We start from the raw sequence: 21348 nt of genomic DNA on the forward strand, positions 1-21348 counted from the left end.
CTAAATCGTTCAAATGGCTGCTGCATCAACATTCGTAAAAGCAAGTAATACTATATCAATCTCCGTAAAAACGGTCAAGCCCCAAATTGAAAAAAGTTGCAAATTAGTCAAAAACTGGGGCCGCATCAATCTTAACATCATGAAATAAGTCATGCAGCTGACTACCATCAACAAATGATAAACCGGCTTTAGTCACTCGATCTTGCAATTCAGGCGAGATGACTAAGTGATCAAAAACAAACAGTGAAATATCTTCATGGTTAACTTCACAAGTCGTCAGCTCGCTTAGTCTTAAGTCATTCAACTCGATAGATAAGAGATCTCTCATTTGCTCTAGAATACTGGCTAATGCCGTTTTATCCGCCACCACTGGTGTTTTAAAAAATTGATACGTGCCAGTCTTATCATCCCTAGTAACTAAAAACTGTGTGTTTTCTCCATCAGTCATTAAAATTGTTCCTGCAACTTGTTTCATCATAATTCCTCGCTGGATTGGTGTACATTTAGTAGTTAATTTAAGAAGAAATTTCAAAAGCGTCGGTTAGCCTCATCCAACCACTCGCCCATTGCACTGGCAATCGGTGAAAAACCCGTTTGAACACTTCGATCTGTCCAATAATGCTTATGGATTGAACCACCGGATTGATGTGGTTCCCCAGTTTTCGCCAGACAGCGAAGCGACAAACTGATTTTATGAGAATATTCATCGATGTCAAGAATTTTAGTTCTAACAGTTTGACCAACTGTGAGGTAATCATGCAAATCCTTCACATAGCCAAAATGTGTCTCTGAAATATGAATCAAACCTTGGTGCTCATTATCAAGACTGACAAAAGCACCATAAGGCTGGATGCCAGTCACAACACCATCAACAATCTGGCCAATTCGATAATCCACATCATCCGCCCCCTCAACTCACTTGGTGACTGTGATGTGGTCGATCAGAATTGGCGTTTCTGGACGATCCTCATAGTTTGTTGGTACTGCTGCAATTTCATCCAATACATTCATGCCTGCTGTGATTTGCCCGAAAACAGTATGGTGTCCATCTAACCACGGCGTACCGCCTTGACGATATTTATCAATAACTGCTTGATCCACACCGGATTCACTCAAATCAGCCAACATATCTTCTGGAACCCTTGTCGCTTGGACAAAGAAGAATTGACTACCGTTCGTATTTGGCCCGGCGTTTGCCATCGACAGTGCACCACGAAAATTAAACAACCGATCCGAGAATTCATCTTCGAATGACTCACCGTAAATACTTTCACCGCCAGCCCCACTACCTGTCGGGTCGCCACCTTGAACCATGAAATCAGCGATTACGCGATGAAAACTGACGCCATCATAATAGCCAGATTCTGCCAAACCGATAAAATTCGCAACTGTCTTCGGAGCTAAGTCCTCAAACAGTTGTACACTAATTTCTCCCATTGTTGTTGTCAAATTCACCTGTGGACCACTTGCCAATCCAATTTCAATTTGTGGATACATCGCTTATGCCATCCTTTATTTATTCTAGTTTTAACGTTTATTATCAGCCAAAAATCGTTTAGCCACTTAGTTGATCAACTATGATTTATAAGTCTGTCTTATTGTAAACAACCCATCGCCATGATGCAATCAAACTCGTCAATCGCTGGGGCAACAACAAATTCTCAAGAAATTAATTAAATTTACCACTAAACCTGCACCCACTATTTTGTGACCTGCCGATCTCTGCTATAGTATCACCATCGCCTTGACTGATCAGGGCACCAAATTAATTAGACTACTTCATTTTGAAAGGAAACATTATGTCAACGCTCATTGACTTTGTCCTACATATCGATGCGCATTTAGTCAGCTTGGTCAACAACTTCGGTGACTGGACTTACCTCATTTTATTCGCCATCATCTTTGTTGAGACCGGTCCGGTCATCTTTCCATTCCTGCCAGGTGACTCATTACTTTTCGCTGCTAGCGCTTTAACTGCTAATCCCTTGTATCATCTGAACATCTGGACCTTTGTTATCTTGTTCTTAGTCGCCTGTATCGGTGGTGACTCACTCAATTTTTTAATTGGCCGCACTGTTGGTCAAGCCTTGACTAATCATTCACTATTCGGCAAATTAATTCAAAAGGACTCACTTGAACGATCCGAAGTTTTCTTTAATAAGCATGGTGCGATGGCCATCATTTTAGCCCGTTTTATGCCGATCATTCGTACCTTTGCGCCCTTTGTTGCAGCCGGTAGCCGCATGCCTTATCGCCGATTCATTCGTTATTCTCTAATTGGTTGTTTCGCGTGGGTCGCCTTATGCTGTGCTGGTGGCTACTTCTTTGGCAACATTCCGTTTGTCAAAGAACACTTTTCAATCGTCGTCCTTGGTATCATCGGCATTTCTTTAATTCCCGCAATTATCGGCTACTTGCATGGTAAATTTACCAAAGCATCGTAAGTAACATCATCACCAATTGAATCTTCAGTCATAAAAAACGTTTGCCCACAAAATGGACAAACGTTTTTTAAATAGCCTTTACTGCCTGACGTCCCACTAACCAGCCGAGGATTAACCAACCTTCAAAAATAATGAAAAAAAGAACAAAACAGTTAAGGAAAAAACTGCTCGGCAATGCATCAATAATTGGATCGCGGTTAGGGTCAAATAACCAATCATCATTACGAAATAGGACTTCATGAAACGTAATAAAAAATTGATTGAAATTCATACTCATGATTAATGCCAGAATTGGCGCAATTGGCAATGCAATTTGCATTGGTAATTGCAATTCCCACAATCGATGTTGCTTGAGCAAGCGCCACAATCCCCAGACAGTAATAAACAAAGTGATAATCAACACAACATTGTTCAACATCAATAAATGCTTTACATCAGCAAAGTGTTGAAGCCCTGCCTTAGAATCAGAAAAATTCGGCAATGCTAACTTGGTCACCCACGGAAAATCAAGGTAAGCCAATAAATATCGATAATTATGCATCATCGTTGCTCGACTTAAATTGACCTGTTGCAGCACATTTGTCGTTCTCAATGTCAACTGGTATAGCCACACGGCATGCACTGTCAGCCAAATAGCACTGGTTAGAATAAACAACCACCCGGCAAGGTAACGACCAAAATGCGTTAGCCTAGCCAAAATCACCCTTCGATCCGCCATTTAGTTAAGTCCTCCACAATATGCGTCGGCATAATACCACTTTCCTTGACATCTGAACGTTGTGATAGCCCCGTCAACGTTAAAATTGATGCCATATGAGCTTGTTGAGCAGCCAAAATATCTGTGTGCAGGTTGTCACCGACCATGACCACTTGGTCAGTGCCTAATTGCAGGCGCCGCAGAGCTGACAACATGATAATTTCAGCCGGTTTTCCAATGGAGATGGGGGTAATCCCCGTCGCATATCGCACAAAATCAACGACTGCTCCAGCTCCCGGTAACATCCCTCGTTGATTCGGAATATTTGTATCTAGATTAGTGGCGATGAAAGTGGCACCATTTTGAATGGCCAAAACTGCCTGTACAAATTTCTCATAAGTAACTTCCCGATCTAAGCCCACGACCACAAAATCTGGATGTGACGCAGCATCGGTCACGATCACGAAGCCAGCATCCCGCAATGCACTAGCTAATCCTGCCTCACCAATCATGTACACTGATCGTTTTTGACCGTTTGCTTGCTCATGAAGGTAATCAGCAGTTGCCAGTGCTGTTGTGTAAACATGGTCAGCCGTCGTTTTAATATGGTGATGTTGTCGCAAATTGCTAGCAACTGCTTCAGGACTACGCGTGGAATTATTCGTCACGAATAAGTATGGTCGCCCACTTTCAATTAACTGAGCCATAAATTTTTGCGCAGAAGGAATTTCACGCGAACCTTGATAAATTGTGCCATCTAAATCAATTAAATAGCCGTCATAAACGCTCATGAGGACGTACCTGATTCTGACGTACCCTTTTGACGGATAGTAAAGTGGCGCCGTGTTTTACGATGAGCGGTTCGCTGTGGCTGTTCTGATCCAGACCTAACCGACGACCGTTTATCCGCCGCTGTGGTTCGATCATTCCCCAACGTCGATTGAGGTCGGTTATTTTTTGAATGATGCGACACTGCTTGATTTCCCGATTGAGAATGCGTTGACCGGTGATTACCATTGTTAGTCTCCACCTGCTGGTTTGAACTAGCCTCGCGCCGTCGCTGACGAGAAGCGTGCCGAGAACGATGACGATCAACCTTTTGTGGTTGATCTTGTTGATCAATTTCAACATCTAAATTATGCAAAACAAAATATGCACAACCAAAATTGCAATATTCATATAAGTAATCATTCAATGCAGTGATGGTCTGACTGACAGGAACTTGCGGTGCATCAGCAGCGTAGAACCCTTTCAGTCGTAACTGTTCAAAACCAATATCGCCAACGATAAAATCATATTTGCTGAGCACAGTACTGTACCGATCAGCAAATTGATGAACATCGAACGCTTGGTGAAAATCGTAAACTAATTCGTATGGATGCCCATTAATGAAAAACTGCGCATCATTTTCTCGCACGACATTAAACATTGCCGCGCGTTTAACTGCGGCCTCTTGGGCTAATTGGGCAATGTGCTCGCGATCGATAATAAAACACCTTCTTTGTTAGTAATGCGCTTTGTCAGCGCCGTTTGTGATAGTCATCAGCCTTACCGTTGATCATCTGCTCAATTTCTGCAAAAGAAAAAGGACGTCCAAATGGAACTTCATGATCTAAATAGGCTGTTTCAGGAGTATCCACTCCAACATTAATATTCTCTTTGGCCGGCATCGCATAGTGGTGGATATGCCCATGCAGATTAATGATATTGCCAACAATTCCTAATGAAAATGGATAATGTGTCAAATAATACTGGCGATGATCGTATTTTAAATACACACCCACATCATGAAACTGAAATTTGGGCTCACCATCTTCTAACGGTTCATTATGGGCAGCCAAATACTTAAATAAATCTCGATTATCATGGTTGCCTTTAATCAAAACCAAATGACCATTTAGTCGGTGCAACACTTCATTTACGGCGTTCCAAGAGACACTGGCTGGTCGTGTAAAATACATCGCAATATCGCCAAGATGATAAACTGTATCTCGATCAGTGACCACCGAATTCCAATTTTCGATAATCGTTTCATTCATCTGCTCGACAGTCAAGAATGGCCGGGGTGCAAAATCATTTTGGCCCAATAACTGTTTATGAAAAAAATGCGTATCTGACGTAAAATAACGCACAGCTATGCCCCCTATCATTAATGGTAACAATTGTACCACATCCACCAAAAACCTTACTGTAAAAAACGTCTGCCCCCAGTTGGAGTCAGACGTTCACTCATGTGTTTCAAAATTTCATTACTCATTCTTTGACGAAATGACTGTCGTGGACTTTCTTGAAAGTCGGTGAAAAATGTACAAAGCGATCAACCACATACCGGCGCCAACTAAAGCGACCAGTGTCTCAAATTTAAAAAGCATCACAATGGCAACGAATACGAGAAAACCAATGACTAAGTAATCTGTGAACGGCGCACCAATTAAGTGAAATGCCGCAACTGATTGTTGGCGTTGCTTAAGTTCTTTACGATAACGCAAGTGAGCGACCATGATCATGCTCCAGATAAACAAAAAACAAGTCGTTGCAATACTTGAAATTAAGGTAAAGACGCCGGCAGGAAATAGTAAATTCAACACAACAGCTGCCGCGATAACTAACGTAGAGAAACGTAGTGCATTTGCCGGAACCTGGTGCTTTGATAAACGACTCATCCGCTTTGAGAAGCGACTGGTTCCGTCGAAGGTTAATGAGTAAAGCATTCGTCCAGTTGTAAACAACGAACTATTACAAGCAGACGCTGCCGCAGTGAGGACCACAAAATTGATAATCCCGGCAGCTGCTTTAATCCCCACATTTTGAAAAACCTGTACAAAGGGACTACTGTCAGGTGAAACAGCCGACCAAGGATAGATACTCATAATCACTAATAACGCGCCCACGTAAAAAATAATAATTCGCATTGGAATATCATTAATGGCCTTTGGAATCACTTCACGTGGGTTGGCCGTCTCTGAGGCCGTCAACCCAACCATTTCAATTCCCACGAACGCAAAAACCACCATTTGAAACGACAACATAAATCCCTTGGCTCCTTTGGCAAAGAAACCACCGTTACGAACCAAATTTGCAAATGAAGCGTGTCCAGCTGGCGTCTTAACCGATAAGAATACCATGACTAATCCAATACCGATTAATGCCACAATGGCCGCAATCTTGATGATTGCAAACCAAAATTCAGTCTCTCCAAAGGCCTCAACAGTAATTAAATTTAATCCCAGTAAAACGATCAGTATCACAAATCCCGGAACCCATTGAGGCACACTAGGAAACCAGAATTTAAAATATAAGCCAGCTGCGGTGATTTCAGCCATGGCAATCGTGATCCATGAAACCCAATACGTCCATCCCACTACAAATCCCATTCGTTCACCAATGTACCGATCAATAAAATCAATAAATGAATGTTGCGAAAGGTCCGACATGAGTAATTCACCCAATGCCCGCATCAAGAAAAAACACATTAGTCCGGTCAAAGTGTAAACCAGAAGGATGGCTGGCCCCGCGAGATGAATTGATTCGCCGGCCCCCAAGAAAAGTCCGGTTCCGATCGTCCCTCCAATTGCGATCAATTGTACGTGGCGACTCTTTAACGCTCGTGACAATTGTTGGGTTGTCTCCTGATTTTCTGCCATTCATGTACCTACTTTCTCCATTTAACTAATGAAATTAATTATAACGGTATCAGTTTAGATGAACAAACGAAAACATTTCACGACATCGATGAAATAAATTCACTCTAAGGCTCAAAAAAGGCTGATCACTTATGATCAGCCTTTTGCGTAGCCACTATTTGGACAATCGCTCTACATCACGCGCAATCATCAATTCTTCATCTGTTGGTACCAATACGACCTTGGCAGTTGAATCATCCGTTGAAATAACGGTTTCTTTGCCACGAACATTATTACGCTCAGCATCAATCTTAATGCCCATGAAGTTAAAGGCATCTGTGATAGCAGCCCGAATTTCTGGTGCGTTTTCACCAATTCCAGCGGTAAAGACTAAAGCGTCTACCCCGCCCATTTCTGCGATGTACGAGCCTACGTACTTAACGATACGGTTAATAAAGATTTCAATCGCCAACTTTGCTCGATGCTCATCACTATTTTCTAGATCCCGCATGTCACCTGAGATACCGGAAATCCCTAAGAGACCCGACTTCTTGTTTAACATATCTATCATTGCTTCTGGATTTGTTACACCAAGCTTTTGTTGGAGGAACGTGACAAGTGAGACATCGATGTCCCCAGAACGAGTTGCCATCGTGATCCCAGCCAATGGCGTAAAGCCCATTGACGTATCAATCGATTTACCGTTTTCAATAGCTGCAATTGAAGCCCCTGCTCCCAAATGTAACGTAATGATTTTCATTTGATCTAATGGTTGACCCAGAATTTCCGCAGCACGATGCGAAACATACCGGTGACTGGTTCCGTGAGCACCATAACGGCGAGCACCAAATTTTTCATAGTATTCATAAGGAATTGAATACAGATAGTTTTCTTCTGGCATGGTCGTATGGAAGGAAGTATCAAAGACTGCAACAGCCGTTGCGTCAGGTAGGACTTCTCTAAACGCCCGAATTCCCGTTGCATTGGCTGGGTTATGCAACGGGGCATATTCTGCTAATGAGTCGATTTTAGCTAAAACATCATCGTTGATAACGACAGAGTCCTTAAAGAACTCACCCCCAGCAACAACTCGGTGACCAACCCCCGTAATCTCATCAAAGCTATCAATAATCTTTAGATCGATGAGCTCCTTCAGCAGAATACTAATTGCTACCTTGTGATCCTTAAATGGCTGTTCTAGCTTAAAGTGTTCCCCATCTCCATACGAAATTGTGAAAGAACCTTCGGCTAAACCAATTCGATCTACTAACCCTTTAGCAATCACTTTCTCTGAAGGCATATCAAAGAGCTGAAACTTTAAGGTCGAACTTCCTGCGTTAACTGCGATTGTCTTTGCCATAAATACATTCTCCTTTAAATTCAAACATTCGTGTCGGCTACTGTGAAACGTTAGTGACGACCCACTCATCAATTTGATTAGTAAAATCTGCCACGGCTTGAGCATCTTTCAATGAAGGAAATTCACCAAGCAGCACCTGGCCCGCCTGTTTGGCCGAACCACCATGTTTTTGCAACAGCAAAATGGCCTTTTGCGCTTGTTTATTTTGAAAAAGTTCACTTGGTAAATTTAAAATTCCTTGCAAATGAGCCTGACTTTGTATCCAACTCACCAAACTAGGTGCTTCATTTGAAGTAAACAACTGACTCGGCACTAAGAAGATTCCCCATCCACCGGCAACTAATTGATTAATCGACTGTTCCAGCAATAAATGATGGACATATGAGTGTCCTTGTTGAGCTGCTGTCTTAAAATGAGTGGCCTGGTCATCACGTGGATAATAGCCAACTGGTAAATCACTGACGACTAAATCCATCTTTGGCATGACCAAGGGATCCAATGCATCTTGATGGAATAATTGGATATCACGATGTTGTAAAGTGCTCATGACGTTTGCCATAGCTAGCATCGAGTCATCATTGTCTACACCAAAACCCTGAATCTGAACGTCGTCCACTTGACTCAACTGGTTGATCACCGTTGTTAAAAGATTGCCAGTTCCAACCGCTGGGTCTAACACCGACATTTGCGTTTGTCGCATTAATTGGTTAGCTAGATAGGTCACTAAGAAACCAATACTATCAGGTGTGAGTTGATGATTCGCATCAATCGCGTCTGTTTCAATATCCTTCAGCAAAGCCAACTGCAAGCCACGTCGCGTCGTCTCAGCGTCTACCAACAGAGGTTGAATTCCCTGATAAAGCTTCGTCAATTCCGCCGTCGCAGTGACGTCAGGCCGGCCCTCTTCCACACGAACTTGGCCACCATCGATTAAATCGTCACCAACTTCAATCAATGCATCTAAATAACTGGTTGATAACTGTTGTTGAAGCAGCAACGTTGCTTGATCAAGCCGATGAAACAGCGTTTCTACATCTGTTTGTGCCAGTGCAACCACCTGCTTTCTATACCGCTCACTAATTATTCTTGTCCTTACTAAGGATACCGATTATTGAGCATTATTTCAAGGCTTGTTTGCGCTGCCAAACTTGGCGTGACGCGGTTTGACCCCCATTTAAAACGATGCTTATTTGTGAATTAGTTAACGTTGCTCGACCGTTTTTAAACACAAAAGTCTTTTGCTCTGGTCGATAGTAATGTACCTCGTTTACTTCATTTGTGATTGTCTGAATTTGCCAATAATAAATATTACTACGCAACGCTTGGGCTGAAGCCTCGTAGGCGTGAATATGTAGCAGTATCAATCCCACCGCTAGTACCATTAAAAAAATTGAAGAGGGCAAAATGAACCCGGATCGAGATTTATTTTCCATGCGTATCTTCCATCGGTAAAGAAATCACTCCGGTCACTTGCTGTCCTTGTGGGTGTTTTGGTCCTCTGGCAAATGTCACCAGAAGGGATAAACACTGACTGTTTTTTTCATAATTAAATTTCACTTGAGAAACCAGCTCTGCCAATGGCATATAACCACCATTCAATGTTGTCAGCAATAATTGGCCATGCTTTTCTGCCAATACATATTCATGACGGCGGCCAGAACGATCATTGCCGGCTAGTTCAACTGTGTGTTTGTCCCCGCTGAGATATTTAAATTGGCTAGTCGGACTGGTTAAATGGATCAAAGCGTTGTCCAATTGTTCACGAACTTGTAAGGGCCGCTCAAAATCACGTGTCAGCTGTTGGGCAGTGAGCGCGACGGTGAAGAAGACCAAAATTCCGATCGCCAGTGCCCACAGTGTTTCGATCAAAGTAAAGCCTTGCAGATGTCGTCTCATGACTCAAAATCATCCCCCATCGATGACTACTTTTTTCGTAATCTGATTTAGTTGTCTGCTCCTCACGCTCCAATTCGCGTAATCGTTGGCTCATCATATAATTTGTTTCAGCAACGAATAAGCAACACAAAGTTGCAATCGTTAGCGCACATAACGAATCCATCAGCATAAAACCAGTTCTATGAGACTGCCGTTTCTGTAACATGAATAACTCCCCACCCTAACTGTGGTTTTAATGTATACTCAATCCGGCGTGTTGACAGAAAAATTAACGACGTCGGTGTAACCATTCTTGATCCGGCCAAAACAATTCGCCGCCCCTGAATTAATTGTAATGTTTGCGGGATAACTAGCTTGGCTACAGGTGTTTTAGCACCTTCTCTGTACCAAACAAAGTGCTTATCAAAAGATATTATAACCGTGACTTCACGCCGAGTTGCTTGGGATTTTGCTCGCTCAACTAGTGCTAAAGTCGCACTAATAAACGTGCGTTCCGTTTGAATTTGTCGGCTTGTGTGAAACTTCAGCATGCCAAAGCCCACAATTAAAAGCGTCACTGATAAGACAACTAGCGTTTCAACCAAGGTAAAACCGCTTCTATTTTTGTCCCACGACATTATCTTTAATTTCAATTCCTTCAGCCTTCGCCTTATCAATTTGCCTTCCAGTTAAGTATTTACCGGTTTGTAGTTCATCAAAGGTCACTGTTTGATCTCCATGATCGTTTTGATAGAGATCAACTTGTGTTTGAACCACTTGAGTTAATGCCTGCCCATGAGTTTTTGTCGCGCTTCGTCGTGAATCAGTGATATTGGGCAAAATAATTAGAATTAACAGCGAGATAATAAATAAGACTACGGCCATTTCAATCAAGGTGAAGCCTGACCGTGCCCGATTAAAGTGCAAGTGACTCGGCGCTTTAAAAAAGAATTTCATTATGATAGTCCTCCAATTGTTTGATACATCGGCAAAAGCAAACTTAAATACAATCCGACAATGGCTAACCCAATAACGGCAAACAAAATGGGTTGAATTAATCCAATCATACTTTCAATTTTCCGAAATAAACGCTGATAGGTTAGCATAGCATCCGCTTGTAAATCCTTAGCTAACTGTGCGCTGGTCAACCCTTTACTGAAAAATATTTTGAAAGAATTAGGCAAGAAGTGGTGCTGATCCACAAATCGATTAAGTTCCGCCCCCGTGCGAAGGTGCTTATCTAGCTTCGCCGCCAATTGTTGTAAGACTGATTGTTGTTGGTAAGATAGCAGAAGCTGCAAAACATCCCGTGTTTGTAAACCGCTTCCCATTAACAGACCTAGATTCATTGAAAGATAATAATGCCAATACAACTGTAAGACAGGACCGATCACTGGCACATGTGCCCCTATCTCCAAACGTCGTAATCGGGGTTGGCGCAATACCCAAACACTAACTAAAATCAATCCAATAATTAAGGCAATCAGTAGCCATAACATTGGCATCATCCATGGTGAGCGGAGCACCAATTGTGGATTTAAAGCCTGTAGTTCCGGTAACAACGCTTCTTTAACGCCAATCAGCAAAATTCCTAATCCCAATAAAATAAATAGCGGATAACGAAGCGCTAACCGAATCTTTTGCTGTTGCTGAGATCGTAAAGCCAGGTAATTGCCTAGATTAGTCATTACTTCTGTTAACGCCCCATTTTCCTCCGCAATTTTAATTTGATAATAAACATCTACGTCAACCAATGGTTTGATGGCCGCCGCGAAGGCTTCCCCCGAACTAAGTCGCTTTTGTAACCACGTTAGTTGCTTACCTAATCTAGGGAGCATGATCCGTGCAAAGTTTAGCCCTTCTCGTAATGAGAATCCCACAGCTAACACGTCTGCCATCAAGCTAAAGAATTGAGCAGCCTGAGCAGTATGCAATCGGCTGATTTTTTTCTGATCAACCTGCTCGAAATGCTTCGGCCACGTTAGGTGCAACTTGACCATTAAAGACTGATTGATTGAGCGCATCATGCCACCTCCCGGTCATTTGTTGATGCCAGCGAATTTTAGATCGTTGTTCACCAAATAATTCATCATTACTTAACCAGTCATAAATTACCAATGGTTGTTGAATACCAGGTACTAATCGCTGATAGCACACCGCTGTTAGCGCCTGTTCTAGATCCTGATTGCTCACGCCCAACTGTTCTAAGCGACTTACAACACCCAAAACATTTTGCGCGTGAACCGTTGAGAGCACGAGATGCCCACTGAGCGCCGCCTGTAAAGCAACTTTGGCTGTTTGTTCATCGCGAATTTCGCCAATAAGTAGGACATCCGGTCGATGGCGAAGGGCTAATTTCAATAAAGCGTTGTAATCCATGCCAGCTAACTCATTAATCTGTAATTGTAAAAAGGATGATTCATGAATTTCCACCGGATCTTCAATGGATAAAATCACCGACTCTTCGCTGAACTGACGAGCTAACCGGTAAAGTGATGTTGTTTTACCCGAGCCGGTCGGTCCACTAAATACCATCAGACCACGCCGGGTTGCCAAATTAGTTAGGAATCGCCACTGATCGGTCGTTGTCACGTGCTTCTGGAAGCTTGCTAATGGGTAGATAATCCGGATAACCATTGACTCATGATCTTGAAAGTCACCAACTGTTGACAACCGCAAATGTAACTCCCGTTGTCCGACTCGATAAGTCAGGGCGCCTAACTGTGGGCGTCGATGATCGCTAATCACCATGTTTGCTTCATATTTAATGTAAGCAATCAATTGCTGGGCTCGTTCTGTAGACAAATCAGTTAACTTCACAATTCCTGAAGCTGTGTGAATAATTAATTCATATCCAACAACCTTGGGAAATAAATAGATATCACTTGCGGCTTTGGCAACTGCCTGCGCCACGACTTGGTTTAAATGATCTGCTGGTTGCATCTTCCTCACTCCCTTCAACCACTACATACGCAAATTGCTTGTTAATATTTTTTTGAAAAAAAAAAACACCAACTTTTTCAAGTTGGCGTCCTCAATTTATCAATGATGACGATTATTCAGCTGGTTCAGCGACTTCCGCTGCTTCGTAAACATCAGCAACATCATCGTTATCACTAAGTTCATCAATTAAGTTTTCATACTGTTTGGCTTTGTCCGCAGGAACTGTCGTGACGTTTTCCGGAATCATCGTGATTTCCGCTGTATCTAAATCAAAGTTCTGTTCCTGTAAAGCATCACGAACTGCAGCCAATTGACTTGGGTCTGTATAGATTTCAAAAGCTTCATCAGTGGTTGTCATATCATCAGCACCAGCATCTAACACACTCATTAACATAGTATCTTCATCGATATCTAATTCATCACGCAAAATGACAATGTATCCGCGACGATTGAACATGTATGCTACAGAGCCAGATGCCCCAAGCGCACCACCATGATGAGTGAAAGCCGACCGGATGGCGGAAGCAGTCCGGTTCTTGTTATCGGTCAAGGCTGAAACCATGATTGCTGTTCCACCAGGGCCATAACCTTCATAGGTAATCTCTTCAAACTTCTGACCACCAGCGCCTGTGGCTTTATCCAAAGCGCGTTTAACAACATCTTTTGGCATGTTGGCTGCTTTGGCTTTATCCATAACTAACCGTAACTGGGCGTTGCCGTCAGGGTCGGCACCACCAGCTTTTGCGGCTTGGTATAAGTCACGTGAGATTTTTTGGAAAATTTTTCCACGCTTAGCATCCTGGGCGTTTTTACGTCCTTGGATGTTATGCCACTTGGAATGTCCTGACATATTCAGCAACTCCTTTGAGGTAATTATTATTTTGGTCAAAATAACCTTTACAACTATACCACCAGCAGCCCCGTGCTTCAATTGTTTCACTTAGGTTTTAAAACACACTAAAACATGATTGATCGATTACTCGATTCATTTTGAACAGCTCGATTTGATCTCGAATAGCTTATTCAAAACCGGTAAACTAAAAACTGCCACCAACTTAATAGTGACAGTCTTCATTCCAGCGCTTAACGAAACATTTGATTACAAAGGTCAAGTTCCCCTTATGACGCCTTGTGTAAAACACCGTTCATCTTTTGACTCAGCTTTTGCATGTGCTCCTCTTCGTGAGATAGATAGTAACCTTGAGTCACCTGTACACTATGATGGCCAGCAATAACCGAAACCTCAAAAATAGATAACTCAGTTTCATTAGCCAACATTGTAATGGCAGTGGCTCTTAATTTATGAAATGTAAGAACACGATTTAGTAACCCCTTCTCAATCAATTTCCGATTAATGACTTGCCACCATTCATGTGCTGTCTTTCCGACATAGGGACGGCCGTCATGACACGTAATGAAATCATATTCTTCTCCCTTTATCGTCCACTTAGTATGATCAGCAGTCTTTTGATACTCCTCTAATATTTTCCCGACTTCTGCTAACAGAGGCACCGACCGTAAATCACCTGCCTTGGTAAATTTATTGATACTAACTCTAGCATCAATGGCGTTGGTCTTCATTTTCGAAATAGTCACCTCCCGTTTTACGGTCAGATAATAATCGTTTTCCGACTTATGAAAGTCATCCCAAGTTAACCCTAATAACTCACCTTGACGTAGCCCCGTCGCCAATGCAATTAAAATTAGTATCCGCTGAGCTGGCTTTACTTCATCCGACAAGAGGTAATTGACAATATTTTCGCGCTCTCCCTCAAAAAAGCAGTCCTTTGCCTGATCATTTTTCCTCGTTTGGGCTTGCTTTGCGGTTTCTAAGCGCACATGACTACTTGGAATATTTTCAACGAAGTCTTGCTCTTCAGCATATCTAAAAATTGAAGATAACGTTTGCCTAACAGCATGACATTGCCAATAAGTTTGCCCTGATTTTTTTAACGTGTTAATCACTTGTTGGCAATCGCCTCGCGAAATCTTGCTGATTTTTTTATTTACAAATCCTGCAAGGTCATCATTTTCCAACAACATTTTAGCTTTAGAACGGACGTGGCTAATGCTATCTTCGCTTCGTGAGACCTCCTCTAGCCAGCTCGTCCACCCTGCCTCATTTTTAACCACTTCGGCAAATGTTGGGGTTTCATCCATAAAGGGATTCTCTTGTGCCTTAGCCTTTTCTTGCATAGCCCAGTCATTCCACATTTTCTCAGCTGTTCGTTTATCCAACTTATTGTACACAGCCTCTTCAAATTGAGTGGCTTTACCGTTTACATTAAATTTCACACGGAACAACAAGCTTCCGTCTTCCCGCTTCAATACGCCCGAAGTTGTTTTACCAATCCAAACCTTGCCTTTTCCCTTTACTACCTTACCTGTCGCATTTTGCTTTGTCATAATTCCAATCTACCTTTCTAACGTTTGATATGTTTAGCGTACTTAGTTTTAAGTTCTTTGGCCGGTCATTCTTATCTATCAGCGCTTTTAGATAAGCAGACCTCTTATTTCAATAATTTCTCGTCATTTAAAAGCCTTAACCACACTACTTATTCGCCATGATTCTGCCCTTTCCTTAATCGATACATTAAGCCTACACACTTTTCTCTTCGTGCACAGGAAGTTCTTATCCATCAACACATTTTGATGTGTTGTAACTCTTTAAACGGTCAAATCCCAGTCATCTGATCAAATTTGAGCACAAAAAAACCGCTCAAAAAATGAGCAGTCATCGCTTTCTTCTATATTAATAGCGTTTGGTATTACTTAAAACCAACCGTCTCGTCAGCTAGCTTCCGTAATCTGCCGATCTCTTCTGTATACTGCTCGTACCACTTAACCATGCTGCTCGTCATCTTTTGAGGTTTAGCAAGGTTTCTGGCTGCCTTCAAAAAATCCTCTAACTGCCTTACCAATGGCGCCATTGGCCGATCGTCAGCCATAATCAAGCTACGGCCGTCAGCTGACTTAACCTGCACTAGGCCTGGGATCTTGCCATCCTTAACACGATGAATGATACCTAACAACAAGCCACCTCGTGGATCGCCCTCGGCGTTGTACATAACTTTGACAAAGTCCTTATCTTCGGCCAGTTTCTGCCACAATTCCTGACGAGTTAAGCCTTTCTGATTTTTAGGATCGTGTAGAATATTTTGAACTCTAGTTAACATTTCACTCGTGGTCGACATAACAATCACACTCCTTAATATTTATAGGTAATGTGATTGGAACTCTGTTGTAGATTTAAGTCAAATCTTGTAAAAAACCGCCCATTTTCAGTTCACAACTACAGACGAATTGAGTTCTTTTTGCCACTTAATTCATTTTTTCCGCCCAGAATTATACTCCCCACTATTATCGATCACTTTATCAAGTAAGGTCGGTTTGATCAGGCAAACCTCTTTAGCGATTTGTTCACGTAACGCCACCTCTGCGTCATCAGAAAATACCTGCTTACCCTGCTTAACCACTAACAAGTTCCCTGCTTCGTCATCATGTTGGCGAAGATACTTCAATCGGCTATTCTTAGCTTCCTTATATAGATAGAACCAGTACTGGTAGAGGCTCCGGTAGATGAAGTTTTTTGACCAGCCGTCCAGTTGACTTAGGTATTCGATCTTGTAACTCAGTCGATCACCTGATTCCATATAGTCCACAAACAATTGCTGAACTTTATAGGTACCACGCTGATACTCATTCATCGCGTCAAGGTATTCAAAGCTAGTGAGTGATTTTCTTACCGCAGTTAATTCTCTGGCCAATTTAGTCTTCCCCTCCTCGGGATGCAACATTAACCAGATGAGCTTGCCATTATGCAGATCACGCTTCTTAACCTGCGCTTGCTTAGTCTGCGTTAATTCACCGTTTTCATTCAGTAACCTTTTGATCGTGCTCTCACTTAACCCGAGGTTTTGAATGCCAGAGTGATAAAACAAAACTAGGTTGTACTTTCTCACGTCACCAGCGGTGATGCCTAGCTTCTCTGCCATCACGTCTGGTTGAAGAACCTCAGCAAATGGAAGATCGCTGACAGTTCGATCATCTCTAGTCTTCTCTCGCTTATTCAGATACTGTATTGCCTCCGTTGTAGCCTGGTTAATTGCTTGGAGTTGTAAATGCTGCTCATGATTTAACACCATTGAGTTAGTCGATACCAGATCCGTCAAACTAGTTGTGTACCAAAGCGATCTGTTATAAGCGTTCAGTCTTTCTTTATCATTGTCCAACACTTGTTGTGCTGACAACATAGCTATTGGAAGTTGTAAACGCTCGTCCTCAATTGAATTTTCAATTAAAAGCTGCTTAATTGAGCTTTCCGTTGTAATTGAATATTTAGCATAGGCTTCAATATCTGAGCAATTAAAGGAATCCCAAAATTTCTCATTACCGTTATCGAAAAACAAATGCTTAAGCAACGGTAAGATGGTTTCTCTACCATCCTCGTCGTCACTTAAAATAAGCGCGGAATAACTTAATTTGCAAAAATATTTGTAATGTTCTTCGTCCACTGAATTTCTGCTGCTTAAGGCCTCTCGATACTTAGGTTCTAATTTTGAAAGATCGGCCAGAAGTAAACGACCATATATGGGCCTATCAACAAGATTAGAAAACTTCCGAAAATATCGATTACTGCTGTAATTATTTGAAAGGTCCAATTTATTAGCTAGATTACGCTGATAAATCAAGTTTTGCTTTTGGCTAACAAAAATTGCTCGTCGTACGGCTACTTCACCAAATAGTTCAAATTGTTCATCTTTATCTGATAAATTCCATCCGAAGCTTTCTCGAGCAAATGTTCGCAATGGCTGATCACCTTGTGTTCCAGCATAGTCAGATATCATTATCGCAACGTCAATATTTCGTTCGGGATGTTCGAGCCATATTTTTGTTAATTCCATAGCTTCTTGCGCGTTCAAGCCGAGATATCGATGAACCGCACACTCAAACAGGTAGTCAAATCGCCGAGAATGAGCTTTCCAATCTGCCTCAATTTTTACCGAAATTTCGTGCGCTCGTTTTTTTAAATCTTCCGTCATCATCAAACTCCTGTTAAAATTATGCCTAATTAATATGTCCCTTAAGGAAGTAACCTAATGTCAGAAATGCCTCAACAAGTCGCCCTAAATCGAATTATCGAGGGTGATTCATTCAAACTCATTCAACAAGTTCCCGACAAGAGTGTAAATCTGCTGATAACAGATCCACCCTACTTTTTGAACACCGCCACTAAAAAAGATGTATCGGCTGGTATTAACGGTGAAACTTGGGATGACGCACGTATTTTGCTAGAAACAGATCCTGCCCTCAAAGCTGAATATGCTGACGAATCCACCACAACTGACCGGCGCTTAACCATTCTCTCAATCCTTAAGCAAAAGTTCTTCGAACACTTCTTGGAAGTAATCGAACCAAAGATGGCAGATGATAGCGCCATGATCGTCTTCAATCGGTATGCCAATGTCCAAATCATGCGCAACTGGCTCAAAAAATCGCCAAAAATTAAGGATAAATGGATCGTCGATAGCACTTTCGAGTGGGCAAAAACGAACCCACAACCAACTTTAGATCCAAAATATTGGTCAGAGTATGCGCTAATCGCCACGAACTCTTTTGCCACAACCCAACGAACGATTGCTAACCTTGCAGAAAACTATGTTGATAACACAACGATCGATAACACGTTCGTTACCACCAGACCGAAGAACAAATCATATGTTTATGGTGATAACGGTGCTAAACATGCCACACCTAAACCATTTGATTTGTGGTCTTACCTTATTCGTAGATTCTCGAACCCAGAAGATTTATTACTTGATCCATTCTCAGGTTCCGGTACTACGGCAATAACAGCAACCGATTTGGGACGAAATTTCTATGCGTTTGAATTGGATGAAAAACAATTTAAGGCTAGTTCAAAACGCTTGGACGAGTTCAAGAAAAATCGTGGTAAGTCCATCTTCTTAGGTCTTCACAGCTAATCAATCAGTAAAACCCTCAGGTCACGCTTGTGACTTGGGGGTTTCTTACTTACCAGCCAGAATATCAGCAATGTGTTCTTGAAGTTGTAAGAATTGTAGTTCGTCCATCTCGGCAACTTGTTGCCTGATCAAGCTAAGTCTCAAGTCCACAATCGTTGGTTTTTCGGGTACCGAGGCTGGTGCTGGCTCAGATGTTTTGCTTTCTGGCAGCTCTTCAACTGGGGCTGGATCGTCTTCTTGTCTAGACACACCTGATAAATCCCAGTCAAGTACTTCGGCGATCTTCAAAAAAGCAGGTCTCAATGGTCGTGATCTATTTTGCATCCACATAGCCACTGTTGGCCGGGTTGTTCCAATTTGATCGGCTAAATTGGCCTGCGTGACATGCTGATTCTTCATCGAAGGACGAAAATGCTCATCAAAAAATGCCGCTTCTTTTTCATTTAATCGGCTTCCTTTTTTTGCCATTGAATACATTCCTTTCTGTTACAAACATTGTACTATCAATCATATCGGCGTGTAAACATTCGACTTAACATTCTAAAATGATTTAACTTAGAATAAAAAATAAAACTTTTTATTCAAAAAGGCTTGAAATTAATAAAGCTAGATGTATTATATAGTCATCAGCAAGGATTTAACATCTAGCAAAACATTCATTATCCGTTTGTAAGGTTGCTTTGCCACGTACATTGACAACTAAATATTCTAGCTTTATTCGGTTCATAACTTTTATCACATTAATGCTGTACGCAGCTAAATTAAACAGAAATGGAGATACACTCATGACAACAAACGAAAATGCTACTACTTGGGACCTTAACTTCAGCTTCTACGATTACATTCACCTCAGTGACATGTTCTACACATTTTTCAAACTACCTGATAAAACCGCTGCCGGATTCAAATTGACTTCAGATATCTATAATCCAGTTGCACAGATTTTGCTGATATCAGAATATCTAGATATCTCAAGCATCGATAAATCTGGTGACTATGAAACTTTCAAGCATTTACGAGATTATTTCCAATATCTTTTCAACTACCCGAAAAAGCGAGAATTTCCTGCACAGGTTTTTTTTACATCACTCGCTCAGATACTACAAGACAATAACCTTCATCCAACAATTCAAAATATGCAAAAGGACTTTTTAAACGTCACTTATCGTCAAATGTCTTCCAGCTTTAAACCCTTCGCTAACGCAGTCGAAACTGCCATTCAACAGATTCAATAAAAATACCGTAGATAACAAATTATTAGTTTAGGAGATAAACAACTATGAATATTAAAAAAAATCAATTTAATTCAGTTAATTTCGCATCTGTAGAAAACGATTCAACCTGGTTAGCACCTTTCAAATTTAGTGATTATATTGCGCTTGTTGACGAGTTTTCTCTAACCATTAAAAGAATTGACCGCCTTGGAATATATCAATTCGACGATGATATTGATCAGTGTTTTAATCCAGCAATTCAACTAGACTACATTTGTCATTTATTAACCTCTCAAGACTATTTTAAGACCATTCAAGATGGTAGTCTAAATATGGATGTTTTAATCTTAGATCCAGTAGCTTCAGACTGGCTTCACAGTTACTTTAAGTTGTTAACTGGTATTACTGGCAATACTTTGATCCAACTGCTGATAGATATCATCCAAGCAACTAAGGATGACGGATACACAGGCGTAAAAGCCTCAGACTTTTTTGCCGTATCTATTAAGGAAATGTCCCCAACATGCGCTAAACGTGCCAAAAAGTATGCCTCAATCATTCATCAGTTTACTAAATAAATTCACCACTTCAGACAGTCAAAATTGGCTGTCTTTTTTATTTAAAAAATTCGAAAACTGGCCATACTCTCCTTAACCTGCTCTTCCTCAACCCCAATGTACCGGAGCGTGATGGCCTGACTAGAGTGGTTTAAGATCCGCATGAGGGTTGCAATATCCTTAGTGTCACGATAGAAGAAGTAGCCAAATGTCTTCCTCATGGTATGTGTAGCGATATTCTTTAAGCCTAAGTTATCGGCAGTTTTCGTGATAAAAACATAGACCTGATGGGTGCCTATGTGATTCGTGGGATTGACGCTGGATGGAAACAACCATTCTGACTTAACCGTAGGTAAATACTCAATTAAGTCACTCAGTACTTCTTTTAAGTCCACAACTCGTGATTTATGCGTTTTCTGTTCAACTAAAGTAAACGAGTTCTTTCCTACAACGTCGCTCACCTTAATTTTAATCAGGTCAGATACCCGTAACCCAGTAGTGATGCCTAACTTAAATAAAAGTGCATTTCTTTTCCCATTGCGTCCTTGCCTTAATTGGCCAATAAATTCTTGTAACAGTGCTTTATCTCTGATCGGTTCGATTTTATGATTTTTCATGCTCCCTTCCTTCCAAAATCAGGTAATGTTTCCC

General features: G+C 41.5%; 26 protein-coding genes. 4 read left to right on the forward strand and 22 right to left on the reverse strand.

Going from position 1 to position 21348, the window contains the following annotated elements; genetic code table 11:
• Window positions 1–103: 103 nt before the first annotated feature.
• From ACYQ0Y_RS03210 to ACYQ0Y_RS03220, 3 genes are read right to left on the reverse strand one after another with little or no spacing between them, the layout of a single operon-like run.
• The gene (locus ACYQ0Y_RS03210; protein WP_407883468.1) at window positions 104–475 is read right to left on the reverse strand and encodes a hypothetical protein; all 372 of its coding nucleotides are present in this window, start codon (window positions 473–475) and stop codon (window positions 104–106) included.
• Window positions 476–528: 53 nt separating this feature from the next.
• Entirely contained in the window at window positions 529–897 is a 369-nt protein-coding gene (locus tag ACYQ0Y_RS03215; RefSeq protein ID WP_407883470.1) for a CvfD/Ygs/GSP13 family RNA-binding post-transcriptional regulator, read from the reverse strand.
• 18 nt (window positions 898–915) lie between these two features.
• Window positions 916–1497, reverse strand: coding sequence for a peptidylprolyl isomerase (locus ACYQ0Y_RS03220; RefSeq protein ID WP_407883472.1), 582 nt, complete (start codon window positions 1495–1497; stop codon window positions 916–918).
• Between the two features lie 302 nt (window positions 1498–1799).
• Between ACYQ0Y_RS03220 and ACYQ0Y_RS03225 the strand changes: the two genes are divergently transcribed.
• Complete coding sequence (locus ACYQ0Y_RS03225; RefSeq protein ID WP_407883474.1) at window positions 1800–2444, forward strand: VTT domain-containing protein; 645 nt, start codon at window positions 1800–1802, stop codon at window positions 2442–2444.
• Window positions 2445–2511: 67 nt separating this feature from the next.
• On the opposite strand, the gene ACYQ0Y_RS03230 is transcribed toward ACYQ0Y_RS03225, so the two are convergent.
• The 17 genes from ACYQ0Y_RS03230 to ACYQ0Y_RS03310 form a co-directional block, all read right to left on the reverse strand.
• Window positions 2512–3162, reverse strand: a complete 651-nt coding sequence (locus ACYQ0Y_RS03230; RefSeq protein WP_407883476.1) for a TIGR01906 family membrane protein — start codon at window positions 3160–3162, stop codon at window positions 2512–2514.
• Window positions 3144–3932 carry a TIGR01457 family HAD-type hydrolase gene (locus ACYQ0Y_RS03235; protein WP_407883478.1) on the reverse strand — a complete coding sequence of 263 codons (789 nt, stop codon included), beginning with the start codon at window positions 3930–3932 and terminating at the stop codon, window positions 3144–3146. Before ACYQ0Y_RS03235 ends, ACYQ0Y_RS03230 begins: the two co-directional genes overlap by 19 nt.
• Window positions 3929–4570, reverse strand: a complete 642-nt coding sequence (locus tag ACYQ0Y_RS03240) for a YutD family protein (RefSeq protein WP_407883480.1) — start codon at window positions 4568–4570, stop codon at window positions 3929–3931. The genes ACYQ0Y_RS03235 and ACYQ0Y_RS03240 overlap by 4 nt, the downstream gene beginning before the upstream one ends.
• 91 nt (window positions 4571–4661) lie before the next feature.
• A complete protein-coding gene (locus tag ACYQ0Y_RS03245) occupies window positions 4662–5273 on the reverse strand; it encodes a metallophosphatase (RefSeq protein ID WP_407883482.1) in 612 nt (203 codons plus the stop codon).
• 117 nt (window positions 5274–5390) lie between these two features.
• Window positions 5391–6785: an amino acid permease gene (locus tag ACYQ0Y_RS03250; RefSeq protein ID WP_407883483.1), complete on the reverse strand. Its 1395-nt coding sequence runs from the start codon at window positions 6783–6785 to the stop codon at window positions 5391–5393.
• Window positions 6786–6939: 154 nt separating this feature from the next.
• Complete coding sequence (locus tag ACYQ0Y_RS03255; RefSeq protein ID WP_407883485.1) at window positions 6940–8124, reverse strand: acetate/propionate family kinase; 1185 nt, start codon at window positions 8122–8124, stop codon at window positions 6940–6942.
• A gap of 37 nt (window positions 8125–8161) precedes the next feature.
• Window positions 8162–9172: a class I SAM-dependent methyltransferase gene (locus ACYQ0Y_RS03260; RefSeq protein WP_407884019.1), complete on the reverse strand. Its 1011-nt coding sequence runs from the start codon at window positions 9170–9172 to the stop codon at window positions 8162–8164.
• Between the two features lie 70 nt (window positions 9173–9242).
• Window positions 9243–9557 carry a hypothetical protein gene (locus tag ACYQ0Y_RS03265; protein ID WP_407883487.1) on the reverse strand — a complete coding sequence of 105 codons (315 nt, stop codon included), beginning with the start codon at window positions 9555–9557 and terminating at the stop codon, window positions 9243–9245.
• Window positions 9547–10020, reverse strand: coding sequence for a hypothetical protein (locus tag ACYQ0Y_RS03270; protein ID WP_407883489.1), 474 nt, complete (start codon window positions 10018–10020; stop codon window positions 9547–9549). The genes ACYQ0Y_RS03265 and ACYQ0Y_RS03270 overlap by 11 nt, the downstream gene beginning before the upstream one ends.
• Before the next feature lie 179 nt (window positions 10021–10199).
• Window positions 10200–10604 (reverse strand): hypothetical protein, encoded by a 405-nt coding sequence (locus tag ACYQ0Y_RS03275; protein WP_407883491.1) that lies wholly within the window; start codon window positions 10602–10604, stop codon window positions 10200–10202.
• A 13-nt stretch (window positions 10605–10617) separates the two neighbouring features.
• Window positions 10618–10956: a competence type IV pilus major pilin ComGC gene (gene comGC / locus ACYQ0Y_RS03280; protein ID WP_407883493.1), complete on the reverse strand. Its 339-nt coding sequence runs from the start codon at window positions 10954–10956 to the stop codon at window positions 10618–10620.
• Window positions 10956–12026 carry a type II secretion system F family protein gene (locus tag ACYQ0Y_RS03285; RefSeq protein WP_407883495.1) on the reverse strand — a complete coding sequence of 357 codons (1071 nt, stop codon included), beginning with the start codon at window positions 12024–12026 and terminating at the stop codon, window positions 10956–10958. The genes comGC and ACYQ0Y_RS03285 overlap by 1 nt, the downstream gene beginning before the upstream one ends.
• Window positions 11953–12942, reverse strand: a complete 990-nt coding sequence (comGA, locus tag ACYQ0Y_RS03290; protein WP_407883497.1) for a competence type IV pilus ATPase ComGA — start codon at window positions 12940–12942, stop codon at window positions 11953–11955. Before comGA ends, ACYQ0Y_RS03285 begins: the two co-directional genes overlap by 74 nt.
• A 112-nt stretch (window positions 12943–13054) precedes the next feature.
• Window positions 13055–13792, reverse strand: coding sequence for a YebC/PmpR family DNA-binding transcriptional regulator (locus ACYQ0Y_RS03295; RefSeq protein ID WP_407883499.1), 738 nt, complete (start codon window positions 13790–13792; stop codon window positions 13055–13057).
• A 269-nt stretch (window positions 13793–14061) separates the two neighbouring features.
• A complete protein-coding gene (locus ACYQ0Y_RS03300; protein WP_407883501.1) occupies window positions 14062–15348 on the reverse strand; it encodes a tyrosine-type recombinase/integrase in 1287 nt (428 codons plus the stop codon).
• A 362-nt stretch (window positions 15349–15710) separates the two neighbouring features.
• A complete protein-coding gene (locus ACYQ0Y_RS03305) occupies window positions 15711–16136 on the reverse strand; it encodes a hypothetical protein (RefSeq protein ID WP_407883503.1) in 426 nt (141 codons plus the stop codon).
• A gap of 132 nt (window positions 16137–16268) precedes the next feature.
• Window positions 16269–17984, reverse strand: coding sequence for a hypothetical protein (locus tag ACYQ0Y_RS03310; RefSeq protein ID WP_407883505.1), 1716 nt, complete (start codon window positions 17982–17984; stop codon window positions 16269–16271).
• 57 nt (window positions 17985–18041) lie between these two features.
• Here ACYQ0Y_RS03310 and ACYQ0Y_RS03315 point away from each other — a divergent pair, with 57 nt between their 5' ends.
• Window positions 18042–18926, forward strand: a complete 885-nt coding sequence (locus ACYQ0Y_RS03315) for a DNA-methyltransferase (protein ID WP_407883507.1) — start codon at window positions 18042–18044, stop codon at window positions 18924–18926.
• A 45-nt stretch (window positions 18927–18971) separates the two neighbouring features.
• Here the strand turns inward: ACYQ0Y_RS03315 and ACYQ0Y_RS03320 are convergent, their stop codons facing one another.
• Window positions 18972–19394 carry a helix-turn-helix domain-containing protein gene (locus ACYQ0Y_RS03320; protein ID WP_407883509.1) on the reverse strand — a complete coding sequence of 141 codons (423 nt, stop codon included), beginning with the start codon at window positions 19392–19394 and terminating at the stop codon, window positions 18972–18974.
• 317 nt (window positions 19395–19711) lie between these two features.
• Here ACYQ0Y_RS03320 and ACYQ0Y_RS03325 point away from each other — a divergent pair, with 317 nt between their 5' ends.
• Together ACYQ0Y_RS03325 and ACYQ0Y_RS03330 are read left to right on the forward strand one after the other, a co-directional pair.
• Window positions 19712–20161 (forward strand): hypothetical protein, encoded by a 450-nt coding sequence (locus ACYQ0Y_RS03325; protein WP_407883511.1) that lies wholly within the window; start codon window positions 19712–19714, stop codon window positions 20159–20161.
• 44 nt (window positions 20162–20205) lie between these two features.
• Complete coding sequence (locus tag ACYQ0Y_RS03330) at window positions 20206–20718, forward strand: hypothetical protein (protein ID WP_407883513.1); 513 nt, start codon at window positions 20206–20208, stop codon at window positions 20716–20718.
• 41 nt (window positions 20719–20759) lie between these two features.
• On the opposite strand, the gene ACYQ0Y_RS03335 is transcribed toward ACYQ0Y_RS03330, so the two are convergent.
• The gene (locus ACYQ0Y_RS03335) at window positions 20760–21314 is read right to left on the reverse strand and encodes a tyrosine-type recombinase/integrase (protein ID WP_407883515.1); all 555 of its coding nucleotides are present in this window, start codon (window positions 21312–21314) and stop codon (window positions 20760–20762) included.
• Between the last annotated feature and the right edge of the window lie 34 nt (window positions 21315–21348).

The sequence above is a fragment of the Furfurilactobacillus curtus genome, from assembly GCF_054657915.1.

Excerpts from the sequence above, each read along its gene's own strand:
- ACYQ0Y_RS03310 (WP_407883505.1), bottom strand. The coding sequence starts at position 17,984 with ATGACGGAAGATTTAAAAAAACGAGCGCACGAAATTTCGGTAAAAATT.
- ACYQ0Y_RS03225 (WP_407883474.1), top strand. The coding sequence starts at position 1,800 with ATGTCAACGCTCATTGACTTTGTCCTACATATCGATGCGCATTTAGTC.
- ACYQ0Y_RS03320 (WP_407883509.1), bottom strand. The coding sequence starts at position 19,394 with ATGGCAAAAAAAGGAAGCCGATTAAATGAAAAAGAAGCGGCATTTTTT.
- ACYQ0Y_RS03315 (WP_407883507.1), top strand. The coding sequence starts at position 18,042 with ATGTCAGAAATGCCTCAACAAGTCGCCCTAAATCGAATTATCGAGGGT.
- ACYQ0Y_RS03240 (WP_407883480.1), bottom strand. The coding sequence starts at position 4,570 with ATGTTTAATGTCGTGCGAGAAAATGATGCGCAGTTTTTCATTAATGGG.
- comGA (WP_407883497.1), bottom strand. The coding sequence starts at position 12,942 with ATGCAACCAGCAGATCATTTAAACCAAGTCGTGGCGCAGGCAGTTGCC.
- ACYQ0Y_RS03295 (WP_407883499.1), bottom strand. The coding sequence starts at position 13,792 with ATGTCAGGACATTCCAAGTGGCATAACATCCAAGGACGTAAAAACGCC.
- ACYQ0Y_RS03270 (WP_407883489.1), bottom strand. The coding sequence starts at position 10,020 with ATGAGACGACATCTGCAAGGCTTTACTTTGATCGAAACACTGTGGGCA.
- ACYQ0Y_RS03285 (WP_407883495.1), bottom strand. The coding sequence starts at position 12,026 with ATGATGCGCTCAATCAATCAGTCTTTAATGGTCAAGTTGCACCTAACG.
- ACYQ0Y_RS03300 (WP_407883501.1), bottom strand. The coding sequence starts at position 15,348 with ATGACAAAGCAAAATGCGACAGGTAAGGTAGTAAAGGGAAAAGGCAAG.
- ACYQ0Y_RS03230 (WP_407883476.1), bottom strand. The coding sequence starts at position 3,162 with ATGGCGGATCGAAGGGTGATTTTGGCTAGGCTAACGCATTTTGGTCGT.
- ACYQ0Y_RS03235 (WP_407883478.1), bottom strand. The coding sequence starts at position 3,932 with ATGAGCGTTTATGACGGCTATTTAATTGATTTAGATGGCACAATTTAT.
- ACYQ0Y_RS03250 (WP_407883483.1), bottom strand. The coding sequence starts at position 6,785 with ATGGCAGAAAATCAGGAGACAACCCAACAATTGTCACGAGCGTTAAAG.
- ACYQ0Y_RS03335 (WP_407883515.1), bottom strand. The coding sequence starts at position 21,314 with ATGAAAAATCATAAAATCGAACCGATCAGAGATAAAGCACTGTTACAA.
- ACYQ0Y_RS03220 (WP_407883472.1), bottom strand. The coding sequence starts at position 1,497 with ATGTATCCACAAATTGAAATTGGATTGGCAAGTGGTCCACAGGTGAAT.
- ACYQ0Y_RS03210 (WP_407883468.1), bottom strand. The coding sequence starts at position 475 with ATGAAACAAGTTGCAGGAACAATTTTAATGACTGATGGAGAAAACACA.
- ACYQ0Y_RS03305 (WP_407883503.1), bottom strand. The coding sequence starts at position 16,136 with ATGTCGACCACGAGTGAAATGTTAACTAGAGTTCAAAATATTCTACAC.
- ACYQ0Y_RS03325 (WP_407883511.1), top strand. The coding sequence starts at position 19,712 with ATGACAACAAACGAAAATGCTACTACTTGGGACCTTAACTTCAGCTTC.
- comGC (WP_407883493.1), bottom strand. The coding sequence starts at position 10,956 with ATGAAATTCTTTTTTAAAGCGCCGAGTCACTTGCACTTTAATCGGGCA.
- ACYQ0Y_RS03255 (WP_407883485.1), bottom strand. The coding sequence starts at position 8,124 with ATGGCAAAGACAATCGCAGTTAACGCAGGAAGTTCGACCTTAAAGTTT.
- ACYQ0Y_RS03265 (WP_407883487.1), bottom strand. The coding sequence starts at position 9,557 with ATGGAAAATAAATCTCGATCCGGGTTCATTTTGCCCTCTTCAATTTTT.
- ACYQ0Y_RS03330 (WP_407883513.1), top strand. The coding sequence starts at position 20,206 with ATGAATATTAAAAAAAATCAATTTAATTCAGTTAATTTCGCATCTGTA.